Here is a 13463-nt window from a genome sequence, read left to right on the forward strand (position 1 = left end):
AATGCCAGAAGGGCGAATTGTGAAAGCGTTAAGCGGATTTTATTATGTAGCGGATGGAGACAACATCGTCTCGTGCCGGGCACGGGGCTTGTTCAAGAAAAAGGATGCCAAGATCAATCCGCTGGTCGGAGATTGGGTCGTCTACGAAGAGACCGACCCGTCCGAAGGATACGTGATGGAGATTGTCAACCGTCAAAATGAATTGCTACGCCCATCCGTAGCTAACGTGGATCAGGCCGTACTGGTGTTTTCCCTGCACGAACCGTCATTCAGCAGCTTGCTGCTGGACAAATTTTTGGTGCATATCGAGCATGTCGGAATCGATGCCCTGATCGTTTTGTCCAAAGCTGATCTGGTCGACGATGAGCTGATCGAGAGCATCGTCGCCACCTACAGCGCAATCGGTTATAAAGTCATTCCGTTTTCCAAGCGAGACTTGCGCGGACTGGAAGAAATCCGCCGCGAGCTGGCTGGCCACATTAACGTATTCGCGGGCCAGTCGGGCGTGGGCAAGTCATCGCTGATCAACTGCCTGTTTCCTAACGTTTCGATGCAGACAGGCGACATCAGCCAAAAGCTGGGACGCGGACGACATACGACGCGCCACGTCGAGCTCGTGCCGATCGAAGGGGGCGGGTATGTCGCTGATACGCCTGGTTTCAGCTCGTTGGAGTTCGTCGGCATCGATGAGCAGGATCTGGCAAATTCGTTCCGTGATTTCACGGACGTAAGCGACGGCTGTAAGTTCCGCGGCTGCCTTCACTTAAGCGAGCCAGGCTGTGCGGTACAAGCCGGGGTGGAACAGGGAGAGCTCAGTCAGGAACGATATGATCATTACCGCCAGTTTATGGAGGAATTAAAAGAATACCAACGGAGGAACAAACCATGGTAAAAGTAGCACCTTCCATACTTTCAGCGAATTTCGCCCGGTTGGGAGAAGAGATTCAAGATGTAGAGCGCGGCGGAGCAGACTGGATTCACGTCGATGTTATGGACGGTCATTTTGTTCCAAATATCACGATCGGCCCGCTGATCGTAGACGCGATCCGTCCGGTCACCAAGCTGACGCTGGACGTTCACTTGATGATCGAGGAGCCGGATCGTTACATTCCGCAATTTGCAAAAAGCGGAGCGGATATTATTACGGTGCATCAAGAAGCGTGCCGCCACCTACACCGCTCGCTCTATTTGATCAAGGAGCAGGGCGCTAAAGCGGGTGTCGTGCTCAACCCGGCAACGCCGCTGGTAACGATTGAATCAGTGCTGGACGATGTCGATCTAGTGCTGCTCATGACCGTAAACCCTGGCTTTGGCGGACAAAAGTTCATTCACAACGTATTGCCGAAAGTGGCAGCGTTGCGCGCGATGCTAAATGAGCGCGGCCTGTCTCACGTCGATATCGAGATCGACGGCGGGGTGAACTCGGAAACTGCGCGCTTGTGCGAGCAGGCGGGTGCGACGGTGCTCGTAGCGGGCAATGCCGTATTTAACCAACCGGATCGCGCCAAGGCGATCGCAGCGATAAGAGGATAATAGACAAACGAGGAGCCAATTCATCGGGATAGGCTCCTTTTTGTGCTACAGATAAGAATTTATAAAATTCTTATCCAGTATAAGTGTAACCGCGGCTTAAGCCAAAAGCTTGGCGTAGCCAGGTTTTCTAAAAGTAATTGGAGGGAAGCAAGATGAAGCGCATGTTGGCCATCAGCGACATCCATGGAGAATTGGCGAAGCTTACGGCCTTGCTGCAAGAGGCGAACTATGATCCTAATGAGGACCAGCTGATTTTGGTGGGCGACTATATCGACCGCGGACCGAACGCGCGTGAGGTATTAGACAAGGTGATGGAGCTGCAGCAGGGTGGAGCGATCGTCTTGCGGGGCAACCATGAGGAGATGTTGGTCCGGGCATGGGAAAACCGGGAAGAGGCCTTTTGGCAAAAGTGGACGAGAATCAATGGAGGGGACCAAACGCTGCGCAGCTATCAGGTCGACCCGAACACTATTTTTGCAGATGTGACAGAGGAGCAGGCCGCGATCATTCAGAAGCATGTGGATTATATCAAAAGCATGCCGGCCTACTATGAAACCGATCAGTATATTTTCGTTCATGGCGGTGTCCACCCGACGACCCCGCTCGCCGAGACGGACCCGTATGTCCTCGTCTGGATTCGCGATGAGTTCCACAATGGCTACAACGGAGAGAAGCCGGTTATTTTCGGTCACACGCCGACGGAACGCTTTCATGGCGAGGGCGTGTTCGAGGTCTATTTCGGGGCGAACAATATCATCGGGATCGATGGCGGGGCAGTATATGGCGGGCGTCTGAACTGCTTGGAGCTGCCAAGCAAATCGATATACTTTATTGAATAGAACCAAGCAGATGGAAAAAAGGACGAACCCGAGCGCAAGCCGGATTCGTCCTTTTTGTAATTGTGTGTCTCGTTGGAAAGACAAGCCGCTATAGCGTGGTCATCATCCGCAAAAGTAAGGCGATCCGCTCTGGAATCGCAGAAATCAGCACATGTTCATGGGACGCGTGCGCGCCGTCTCCGACCGGCCCTAAACCGTCGAGCGTCGGTGTTCCTTCATCTGCGCAAAAGTTTCCGTCGCTCGTGCCGCCAACGCCGATTTCATCAAGCGTGAAGCCTTCTTCTGCAGCCAGACGCTGTGCGTGTTTGAACAGCAGCACCGTCTTTTCGCTGCGTTCCATTGGAGGTTTCGGAATGCCGCCTTCCACCTGCAGCTCGGCATGTGGCAACACCGGTGTAAGCCCGTGCATCAGCTTCGTGATGCGTTCAGCCTCCTCACGCTTGCTCACGCGCACATCGATGATCGCATGGGCCGCTTCCGGCACCACATTGGAAACGGTACCGCCGTTGATTTTACCGACGGACAGCGTCGTCCCGCTATCGTAGTTCGTCCAGGATTGAATGCGGACGATTTGATGGGCAATCTCTTCGATCGCATTGACACCTTTCGCATGGTCGTTACCGGCATGGGCAGCCTTACCTTTGGCATGCAGCGTGAATTCGCCGCCGCCTTTTCGGCTTGTCTTGATCAGTCCGTTGCCAAACGATGGCTCGATCACCAGTGCAGCGGCGCTTTTCCGTGCCTCGGCGCGAATCAGCTGCTCAGAGGAAGGGCTTCCAACCTCTTCATCGGTGTTCCAGAAGAAGACCAGTTTTTTGGTCAAGGGGAGACCGCTGTCAATAATCGCCTTTAAGGCAAAGTAGCAAAAGATGATGCCTGCTTTCATGTCGTAGGTGCCGGGGCCATAGACGCGCCCATCCTCGATGCGCCAAGGCTCGGTAGCCAAGGTGCCAATCTCCTTAACCGTGTCGAAATGGCCGAGGATCAAGAGCTGCTCCTCGCCCTCCCCGTATTCGACACGCAGCTGGTCGCCGAACTGCTGTTGTTCGATCCGCTCCACTCTGCAGCCAAGCTTGCGGAAGCGCTCCGCGATCACGCCGCCGAGCGAATCGACTGCCTGCTTGTCATGGGTAGGGGTCTCGATTTCCACATACTCGCGCAGTTCCTTGAGAATGTCGTCTAGCTGTGCTTGAAAGTAAGGAATCCATGTTGTCGACAATGGTGTACCTCCGTTCTTGGTAAATGTTCTCTCCGATTGTACTATAGTTTGCGTCGTAGGTGGTACCGTTGCTTTCCCACTCAATGCGCTCCAAAAGCGCATTGGAGCGGTTCTTTTGACAGAATTCTAATCGTAAAATTCTGCAAATGCTCGTACAATGAGAAGGTATCGCTTCGCTCTTTGAACCACAAAACCGAACTAGGTGAATAATTATGCAAATCGTTCATTTTGCCAAAAGCAAGCGGTTCTTTGACCGGAAATGCACATTTATCAAGGGGGGAGCGTGCCTTGTAGAAAAAGGAATAAAAAAAATTTTGTTATATGGTATTAAATAAGTTGAATTTTTATTGAAATGTATCTACAATAGTCAGTGGACTTACACGATTATGTGTACAACATTTTTTACAGGGGGTTAGTAGAGATGAAAAAAATGAACTCGCTTCTCACATTGGCGCTTGCTTCTGCGCTTTCGATAACGGTTTTGGCTGGATGTGGTACCGGAGCACAGCAAGGCGGCGATAACAAGCAAGCAGCTTCCGGCACAGATTCCGCAGCAGGAGGCGCTAAGCCGAAAATGGTGATGGCGACATCCGCCGACTATCCGCCATACGAGTTCCATGATACGTCCAGCGGGAAAGATGAAATCGTCGGTTTCGACATCGACATCGCTAACTATCTCGCAAAAGAAATTGGCTTTGACCTTGAAGTAAAAGACATGGATTTCAACGGTTTGCTGCCTGCCCTACAGTCGAAGCGCGTTGATTTCGTTATGGCCGGCATGACACCGAAGCCGGAACGTCTGGAAAACGCGGATTTCTCGGATATGTACTATGACGCGAAAAACACGATTGTTTCCAAAAAAGGCAGCAACTTGACCAAAACCGAAGATCTGGCCGGCAAAAAAGTAGGCGTGCAGCTTGGCTCGATCCAAGAGGGCGAAGCGCAGGAGCTGGCGAAAAACATCCAAGGACTGGAAATCAAATCGCTTAACAAAATTCCGGAAATCGTCCAAGAGCTGAAATCGAACCGTATCGACGCGGCGATCATCGAGGACACCGTAGCGAAAGGCTATACGGAGTCGAACCAAGATCTTGAGTTCAACGTAATTGCACAAAGCACACCAGCAGGTTCTGCAGTCGCTTTCCCGAAAGGCTCTGAAAATGTCACGAAGTTCAATGCCGCGATCAAAAAGCTGAAAGACTCTGGCGAGCTGGACAAACTGATCAAAAAATGGTTTGAAAAATAAACCGATACTTCTTTAGGAGGTGTGGATAGCGCGTGGTTCTCGATTTCTCCAAAATCGCCGATAAGATTCCCTATATTCTCGGCGGCATTATCGACACCTTGCAGTTTACGTTACTGTCAGCTGTAGTCGGGATTATTCTCGGAACGATTTTAGCCTTGATTAAAATTTCCAACAATCGTCCGCTGAAGTGGCTAGCAATCTTCTATACATCCATTTTTCGCGGCACGCCGTTGATCTTGCAATTGACGCTCATCTACTTTTCCGTTCCTCAGCTGTTTAATTATCCAATCACCCCTTTGATGGCAGGGGTGATCGCGTTCGGACTCAATTCAGCAGCGTATACGTCCGAAACGATTCGCGCCGGGATATTGGCTGTAGACCGTGGACAGCGTGAAGCAGCGCTGTCCCTCGGGATTCCTTATCGCAAAATGATGGTTGATATCATTTTCCCGCAGGCATTGAAAAACATCATGCCAGCAATGGTGAATGAAGGAATTAACTTGCTGAAAGACTCCGCATTAGTTTCTGTCATTGGTGTTACAGAGGTACTGAGACGGGCAGGTATAGTAGCAGCCGAAAAATTTCTCTATTTCGAACCACTTCTGCTTGCGGGTGCAATTTATTATGTCATGGTCATGACGCTGACCTGGGCAGCTCGCAATTTTGAGAGGAGGTTGAGACGCAGTGATTAAAGTGGAGAATTTGTCCAAATCATTCGGCAAGCTCGACGTACTGCACAACATCTCGACGACGATTGAAAAAGGTGATGTGGTCGCGATCATCGGGCCGTCCGGCTCCGGGAAGTCTACTTTTTTGCGCTGCATGAATCTGTTGGAGACGCCGACACAAGGGCGGATTTGGATCGATGGCGAAGAGATCACGTCCAAGAAGACGGATATTATGAAAGTGCGGCAAAAGATCGGGATGGTATTCCAGCACTTTCATCTGTTCCCGCATAAAACGGTGCTGCAAAACCTGACCTATGCGCCGGTTCAAGTGAAAAACGTGTCCAAGGAGCAAGCGGAGCAAAAAGCCCGCGAGCTGCTGACCCGCGTGGGGCTGCTGGACAAGGCTGACGTGTATCCGTCCCGCTTGTCCGGTGGACAGAAGCAGCGCGTGGCGATCGCCCGCTCCTTGGCGATGGAGCCGGAGATCATGCTGTTTGACGAGCCGACATCCGCGCTTGACCCGGAGATGGTCAAAGAGGTGCTGGAGGTCATGAAGTCGCTTGCCGAAACGGGTATGACGATGGCGATCGTGACACATGAAATGAATTTCGCCCGTGAAGTGGCCGATCGCATCTGTTTCTTGGATGGCGGTCGGCTGGTGGAAGACGAGGCGCCTGAGACGTTTTTCACGGCACCAAAAAGCGAACGGGCGAAGCAATTTTTGGAGAAGATGCTGTAATTCGAAATGAATAGGGTTCGAAGAAGAATGTTCCTTTCAAAAAAGAAGGAGAACATTCTTTTTTTATGCTCAACGAAACGGACCAATTGAGGAAAAAGCGCGCCACATCAGCGTTTTTTGATTTTTTAAAGAAGAATTTTATCCTTCTAAATTTATTTTATTGAGGATATCTTTTTATTTTCTGAATTTTCGTATTGAAATTAGTAGAAGACTGGGATTATAATGCAACTAGAGTTTGAACTTCATTTAACTTTTCGATTTAAAGTGTAAACTTCAATATGAAAAATGATTGCGGAAAAAGGGAGGATGATCCGGCAATGAGAATCGTGATTGCGGAAGTGATGCACGAAACGAACACGTTTTCGAATGTTCCGACGACACGTGAGCTTTTTGAGCTGTGGGAATGGGCGAGAGGGGATGCAACCATTGCGAATCACAGAGGGGTGCGGGATTTTCTCGGCGGTATGATCGACGCGGCGGACCAGCGCGGGATCGAGGTGGTTGGCGCGTTTTCGACCGGAGCGTACCCAGCTGGAACAATTACAAAGGAGACGTATGATGCGCTGCAGGATGAGCTTCTCTCGGGAATCGCGGCTGCAGGCAAAGTCGATGCGATCTGCCTGGCGCTGCACGGTGCGGGTGTCGCGGAAGGCATCGATGATTTGGAAGGAACGTTGCTCAAGGCAGTGCGTGAGCAAGTTGGGTATGAGCTACCGCTGATCGTAACACTTGATTTACATGGCAACATTACAGATGTGATGGTCCAGGAAGCTGATATTTTGCTCGGCGTTCACTTATATCCGCACACGGACTGCTATGAACGGGGACTGGAAGCAGTCGAGTTGGCGGAGCGGATGGTAAAAGGGACATTGGTGCCGCGCATGCATCGGGCGACACTGCCGCTGATCGTTCCTACTTCTACAACGAACCTGTCTCCGGCTAAAGACATCAATGAGGCATGCTACAAATGGGAACAAGAGCCAGGCATGGTGGATTGCGCGTTTTTCCACGGTTTTCCATACACCGATATTCCTGAACTGGGCGTTACGGTAATCGCGGTTGCAAATGACGACGCAGAACTGGCGAAGCGTGCGGCTGAAAGCGTAGCCGACCTGATCTGGGCGAAGCGCGAAGAGTTTGCACCTGACGTATTGTCGCCAAAAGAAGGGCTGGCTTTAGCAAAAGAGGCCACGACGTTCCCGGTCGTCATAAACGAAACGTCCGACAACCCGGGGGGCGGAACGCCTGGAGATGGAACGTATCTCTTGCGTGCCATGCTAGAAGCCGACTTGCAAGACGCGTGCTTTGGATTCATCTACGATCCGGAAGTTGCCGCGCTCGCTCATGAAAAAGGAGTTGGCTCCACAATCGAGGTGCAGCTAGGTGGAAAGACGGATCAGCTGCATGGTGAACCGATCGCGCTGACCGCTTATGTGAAAGCGCTAACAGACGGCAAGTTTATCACCTCATCGCCGATGGGCAAAGGCTCGCCCGTCAATTTGGGCAAATCGGTTCGCTTGCAAGCGAATGGCGTCGATATTCTCGTCTGCTCGGTCAAAACGCAGGTTCTCGATGAGCAGGTCTTCCTGCTGCACGGCATCGATGTTACCGCCTATAAAATCGTCGCGCTCAAATCGAGCCAGCATTTCCGTGCCAGCTTTGAACCGATCAGCGCACAGATCATTACGGTCGATTCGCCGGGACTCACGACTCTGCTATTCTCGGCGTTTGACTACAAGCGGTTGAATCGCCCCAAATACCCGCTCGATCCTGTAACGGAACGCTAGCAAACAGTCGGACCATTTCATTTTTCTAGGACAGGTGAATTCAACATGGAGAGTGTACATGAACGCATTCGCAAATCGTTTGAACAATTGACAACGCAGCAAAAATCAGTAGCGAAATATATACTCGACGAGCCGAATCAAGTCGCTCTCCTACCCGCAAAAGTAATCGGGGCCAACACGGGGACTAGCGAAACAACCGTGATCCGCCTCTGCTATTCGCTCGGCTATTCTGGCTTCAGCGAATTGCAAAATGAGATCCGGCAATCGCTCCTGTTTCCGGTCATTCAAGAGAATGTGGTGCAAACGTTCCATGACGCGACCTACGACTACAGCGACAGCGATGACGTCATCTCGTTTACCATGGAGCAAGATATGGCGTTTATCCAAAAAACGATGAACGGGCTCGATCGGCGGCTGTTCGATCAAGCCGTACAAGCAATCGTCAAAGCGAAAAAGATCGTGGTGGCGGGCGGCCGCACAAGCTATGCGTCCGCGTACTGGCTCTCCTTTGCACTGAATATCGTCAAAGGAGACACCCATTTGTACCGCGGACAGGTGGATGATGCCAACTATCTGATTTCAGAAGCGAATGAAGACTGGCTGATGATTGCGCTCGTTTTCCCGCGCTACTTGCAGGATACGGTGCAGTTCGCCAAAGCGGCGAAGGAAAAAGGGGTGACCATCGTGGCGATCACCGACCACGAGCTGTCGCCACTCGGGCCGTTTGCAGATGTCCTACTGAAAGTTACCACACCGTCGCCCACGACTTTAAAGGGCATGTCAACGATTTTCACCTTGCTAAACGCATTGGTTAGCGGCGTGACTCAGGTCGATCGGGAACGAGCGCAAAAGCGGATCAAGATGTATGACAAGACGAGCGAGCAGTTTTATCCTTTCGTCCAGCGAAACGAGTGAGACGCACAGAGATAAATGGTTATCCAGTATTCGCATAACCGAAGCTACGATCGAAACGATTGGCGTAGCCAGGTTTTCTAAACACAAAGGGGGTATTCTTCATGGCAAAGCATACGCGGCGCATCGGCAGTCTGGCAACGATCGGGCTTAGCGTCACACTGCTTCTCGCAGCATGTTCGGGCACTACCGGCACCAAACCATCGGGGACGGAACCGTCCGCCTCGCCAGGAAAGGCAGAAGCGACAACTGGCGGCACGCTGGTCATCGCCGCTCCCGTCGAGCCAGACACATTGGACCCGCAAATAACAACGTGGCTGGACAATACCAACAATCAGCCGTATGATTCGCTTTTGAGCCGCGATATGCAAGGTAAGTTGGTTCCGCATTTGGCTGAATCTTGGCAAGTGTCTGACGATGGTAAGGTGTGGACGCTGGTGCTCCGCAAAGATGTCAAATTCCAATCGTCGGGTGCACCGATGACAGCCGAATCGGTCAAAGCATCCATCGAGCGATTCGTTAGCATTTCCCCCAGCAAAGATTTGGCAGGACCGATCGACAAGATTGAGGCGCCTGATGCGAACACAGTCAAAATATACTTCAAGGAACCGTTCGCCCCATTCGCAAACATGCTGGTCTCATCGTTCTTAACACCGTTGGATCCGGAGCGTCTGAAAGAAAAAGGCGACAAGTTCGGGGAGGCTCCGCTCGCAACAGGGCCGTTCATGAATCCGGAAGTGAAACGCGGCGCATCCGTCTCGTATGTGAAAAATCCGGATTACAACTGGGGACCGCTCTATGCCGACAACAAAGGCGCACCGTACGTCGACAAAATCGTCTTCCGTTTCTTAAAAGATGACGACACGCGCATCCTCGAGTTCAAGAAAGGCACGATCAACATCTTGCAAGAAGTGCCAAGCACGTACGTGAAAGAATTGGAAGCCATCCCAGGAACCAAAATCGAAAAGAGCCTGGAGCAAGGCATGAGGTACCTCGGCTTCAACAACCAAAAAGAAATTTTCAAAGACGTGCGCATCAAGCAGGCAATCGCTATGGCTGTTGATCGCGATCCGATCGTACAGGTTGCTTTGGCTGGGTTCGCAAAACCGAATTTCGGCCCGCTGCCGCCGACCATTCCTGGCTACAGCGAGAAGATCGAGAACATGGCGAAAGAGATGTATGCACATAACGTGGACAAAGCGAAGCAGCTTCTTGCAGAAGCGGGATACACCGACAGCAACGGCGACGGCATCGTTGAGAAGGACGGCAAGCCGCTCTCGCTCGAACTGCTCCTGCCGGCAGACCCTGCCTTGCAGCGTGTTGCGCAAATTTTGCAAGCACAGCTCAAAGAAATTGGCGTCGACATTAAAATTGCCGTGCATGATATAGCCACGGTGCGAGATCGCACGACAAAAGGCAACCACGAGCTTTTCCTGCTATTTTTCGGGCTGAACGATCCGGACATCCTCTACCTTCTGATGCAGACTGACAACTCGAGGCGCGTGCATTATTCCAATCCAAAAGTCGATGAGCTTCTCGTCAAAGGGCGTACGGTGATGAAAGAAGACGAACGGATGAAAGTGTATGAGGAAGCCGAGGAGCTGTTGGTCAAAGATCCGCCATGGGTACCGCTGTATGTGAATGAAACAGTGACTGCTACGCGCAATATCGAGGGCTACAAGCTCAATCCGTTCACTGGCGACATTCCGCTCGCAGACATTAAAATCACGAAATAACAAAAGGGGGATGGGGCGTTTTGCAACGATACCTTTTCCGAAGATTGCTGTCGCTCTTGGGGACGCTACTCGGCGTCACCATCCTCATCTTTCTGCTGGTACATCTGATTCCGGGGGACCCCGTGCAGTATCTGCTCGGGGAGTTTCCCACCGCCGAAGCGATTGCCGCACTGAACGCGCAGCTTGGCCTGGATAAACCGTGGTATGTGCAATATTTCAGCTTTTTGGGCCGGCTTGTGCAGGGAGATCTCGGGACATCGTACATCACTGGGTATACGGTTTGGCAGGAGATCGTGGATCGCTTTCCAGTCACGCTTCAGCTGGCGTTGTACAGCATGATCCTCTCGACGGTGATCGGGGTCATCGTCGGTGTATTTGCAGCCGTGAAGCAAAATACGTGGATGGACCGGGTAGTCGTGTTTTTCTCCTTGATCGGGATATCGGCGCCTGGGTTTTGGATCGCGCTGTTTCTCATCTGGATTTTTGCTTACATGCTGCCGATCTTTCCGATTTCCGGCTACGACGGATTTTTCTCGCTAATCCTGCCATCTGTCACGCTCGCTTTGGGTGAAGCGGGGATGATCGCCAGAATGACGCGTTCCAGCATGCTTGATATCATCAAACAGGATTACATGCGTACCGCACATGCGAAAGGGGCTCCACAGCGTTCGGTTGTCCTGCTGCACGGGCTGCAAAATGCGATGATCCCGGTCATCACACTGATCGGGCTGGAGTTCGGGGCGCTGCTTGCCGGCGCGGTCGTGACGGAGACGATTTTTTCCTTGCAAGGGTTGGGCAGCCTTGCCATTGAGGCGATCGGGAAGCGCGATCTGCCGACAATCCAAGGATTGGTCTTTTTCATCGCGTTCCTGTTTGCCATCACCAACCTGATTGTCGACTTGCTGTACAGTTTGTTCGATCCACGGATCAAATACGAGTAGGAAGGAGCGAGAGAACGTGAGTGGAAACGTAAGCCGACTGGAAGCGGAACATGAAACGCATCCTCCCATCCGCGCCGTAGAATCGCCGGTGACCCCGTCGCCTCCCTACTGGTTGCAAGTCGCAAAGCGGTTGGTTCGCAACAAGACGGCGATGGGCGGCGCCATCATCTTGCTGATTTTCACGATCGGATGTGTCTGTGCGCCGCTTTTGGCCCCTTTTCCGATCGATCAGATGAATTTTCAGGATCGCATGGTAGGACCGGGGGCAAAGCATTTGCTTGGGACCGATGATTTTGGCCGCGATATTTTTTCGCGTCTGCTGTATGGCGGTCGCATTTCGCTGCTGACCGGACTGATCACCGTGACCATCGCAACGGCGATCGGTGTCACGCTGGGGGTCATCGCAGGCTATTATCGCCGCTTGGACATTTACATCATGCAGGTAATGGACATCTTGCTGGCGCTTCCGGCCTTGCTTTTGGCGATTGCCATCATTGCCGTACTGGGACCAGGCTTGACTAACGCGATGATCGCGATCGTGATCGCCGTGATTCCGTCCTATGTTAGGGTGACGCGCGCTTCCGTCTTATCGATCCGCGAAAAAGAATATGTAGAGGCGGTGCGGGCACTCGGCATCCGCGATGCGGTCGTATTGGGGAAGCATATTTTACCGAACATTTTGTCGCCGATCATCGTACTGATGACCTTGCAGTTTGGCAGCAGCATTTTGGCGGCAGCGGCGCTCAGCTTTCTCGGACTCGGGGCGCAGCCGCCGGCGCCGGAATGGGGTGCCATGGTGTTTGTCGGCAAGGCGTTCCTTGGGCAAGCGTGGTGGATGTCGATCTTCCCTGGCATGGCGATCATGCTGGTCGTGCTGGGCTTTAACCTGCTAGGAGACGGCCTGCGGGATGCTTTGGATCCAAAATAATGACAGTCGGAAGGAAGTGGGTTGCAGATGAGTTTGCAGGAAAAGCTGGAGGCTGTGTTGTCCGAATCTTCCGCGGTTTTCGGCGTTACGGTTAAGCATATTGGCACGCAAGAAGAAGCACGCATTAACGCGGACCGCTATTTTCAGATGGCAAGCACGTTCAAGGTGCCGATTTTGGCAGCACTGTTTCGCGATGTCGAGGCGGGCAGGCTCCGGTTGGAGGATCGGATTCGCTTGACCGAGGATGATTTGGTCGCCGGCTCAGGGGTGCTCAAAGAGTTCCTCCCGGGTGTGGAAGTAGCGATTCGCGATTTGGCGATGCTGATGATCATCGTCAGCGACAATGTGGGGACGGACAAAGTGGTGGAGCTGGTCGGCAAAGAGCGGGTGGAGGCATTCATGCGGGAGCTGGGTCTGAACGGTATATCCGTCAAATTCGACTGCTGGGAGCTCTTGAGCATCGGCGCTGGTTTGGCCGGTGAGAAAAAAGGCAAAGCCGGCGTCGATAGGCTTAACAAGCAGTTCGCCGAAACCGGTTTCGATCCGGACAATTTCATTTTTCAGCCGAGTCCGGAAAACAATGTGGCGACGCCATCTGACATGGGCAGGCTGCTTGAGCTGATCGCGACGGGACAGCTCGTTTCGCAGGAGGCGTGCGACGGTATCCTCGACATCATGAAAAGACAGCAGCTGCGCAATCGCATTCCGTATTCGCTTCCGGACAAAACCGTGATCGCCTGCAAGTCCGGGACGATCGGCAGCGTGGTGAACGATGTGGGTATCGTCTATCTTCCCGAGGACAAGGGCGCTTTCACCATCGCAGCGATGTCACAGGGCAACGGTACGATGAAAGAAGGGGAGCAGCTGATTGCTCGGTTGGCCCTGACGGCCTACGAGCATTTTATGAGCCAGTAA

Annotated in this window: 13 protein-coding genes; 12 read left to right on the forward strand and 1 reads right to left on the reverse strand. The window is 52.4% G+C overall.

Going from position 1 to position 13463, the window contains the following annotated elements; all coding sequences use genetic code 11:
- The first annotated feature begins 1 nt into the window (after position 1).
- The 3 genes from rsgA (at position 2) to EDM56_RS06425 (ending at position 2372) form a co-directional block, all read left to right on the forward strand.
- A complete protein-coding gene (gene rsgA / locus EDM56_RS06415; protein WP_122917062.1) occupies positions 2–892 on the forward strand; it encodes a ribosome small subunit-dependent GTPase A in 891 nt (296 codons plus the stop codon).
- Complete coding sequence (gene rpe, locus EDM56_RS06420) at positions 886–1533, forward strand: ribulose-phosphate 3-epimerase (protein WP_122917063.1); 648 nt, start codon at positions 886–888, stop codon at positions 1531–1533. The genes rsgA and rpe overlap by 7 nt, the downstream gene beginning before the upstream one ends.
- Before the next feature lie 152 nt (positions 1534–1685).
- Entirely contained in the window at positions 1686–2372 is a 687-nt protein-coding gene (locus tag EDM56_RS06425; protein WP_122917064.1) for a metallophosphoesterase family protein, read from the forward strand.
- 88 nt (positions 2373–2460) lie between these two features.
- Here the strand turns inward: EDM56_RS06425 and EDM56_RS06430 are convergent, their stop codons facing one another.
- Entirely contained in the window at positions 2461–3591 is a 1131-nt protein-coding gene (locus EDM56_RS06430; protein WP_246009288.1) for a M20 family metallopeptidase, read from the reverse strand.
- 421 nt (positions 3592–4012) lie between these two features.
- Here EDM56_RS06430 and EDM56_RS06435 point away from each other — a divergent pair, with 421 nt between their 5' ends.
- From EDM56_RS06435 to EDM56_RS06475, 9 genes are all read left to right on the forward strand, one after another.
- The gene (locus tag EDM56_RS06435; protein ID WP_122917066.1) at positions 4013–4837 is read left to right on the forward strand and encodes a transporter substrate-binding domain-containing protein; all 825 of its coding nucleotides are present in this window, start codon (positions 4013–4015) and stop codon (positions 4835–4837) included.
- A 32-nt stretch (positions 4838–4869) separates the two neighbouring features.
- Positions 4870–5529, forward strand: coding sequence for an amino acid ABC transporter permease (locus tag EDM56_RS06440; protein WP_122917067.1), 660 nt, complete (start codon positions 4870–4872; stop codon positions 5527–5529).
- Positions 5522–6244 carry an amino acid ABC transporter ATP-binding protein gene (locus tag EDM56_RS06445; RefSeq protein WP_122917068.1) on the forward strand — a complete coding sequence of 241 codons (723 nt, stop codon included), beginning with the start codon at positions 5522–5524 and terminating at the stop codon, positions 6242–6244. The genes EDM56_RS06440 and EDM56_RS06445 overlap by 8 nt, the downstream gene beginning before the upstream one ends.
- A 317-nt stretch (positions 6245–6561) precedes the next feature.
- The gene (locus tag EDM56_RS06450) at positions 6562–8031 is read left to right on the forward strand and encodes a M81 family metallopeptidase (RefSeq protein WP_122917069.1); all 1470 of its coding nucleotides are present in this window, start codon (positions 6562–6564) and stop codon (positions 8029–8031) included.
- 45 nt (positions 8032–8076) lie between these two features.
- A complete protein-coding gene (locus tag EDM56_RS06455) occupies positions 8077–8946 on the forward strand; it encodes a MurR/RpiR family transcriptional regulator (protein WP_122917070.1) in 870 nt (289 codons plus the stop codon).
- Between the two features lie 101 nt (positions 8947–9047).
- Positions 9048–10679: an ABC transporter substrate-binding protein gene (locus EDM56_RS06460; RefSeq protein ID WP_122917071.1), complete on the forward strand. Its 1632-nt coding sequence runs from the start codon at positions 9048–9050 to the stop codon at positions 10677–10679.
- A gap of 20 nt (positions 10680–10699) precedes the next feature.
- The gene (locus tag EDM56_RS06465) at positions 10700–11620 is read left to right on the forward strand and encodes an ABC transporter permease (protein ID WP_122917072.1); all 921 of its coding nucleotides are present in this window, start codon (positions 10700–10702) and stop codon (positions 11618–11620) included.
- An 88-nt stretch (positions 11621–11708) separates the two neighbouring features.
- Positions 11709–12548, forward strand: a complete 840-nt coding sequence (locus EDM56_RS06470) for an ABC transporter permease (RefSeq protein ID WP_246009291.1) — start codon at positions 11709–11711, stop codon at positions 12546–12548.
- Positions 12549–12575: 27 nt separating this feature from the next.
- On the forward strand, positions 12576–13463 hold the full coding sequence (locus EDM56_RS06475) for a serine hydrolase (protein WP_122917074.1): 888 nt from the start codon (positions 12576–12578) through the stop codon (positions 13461–13463).

This window comes from Brevibacillus fluminis, from assembly GCF_003710825.1.
Classification (GTDB): domain Bacteria; phylum Bacillota; class Bacilli; order Brevibacillales; family Brevibacillaceae; genus Brevibacillus_D; species Brevibacillus_D fluminis.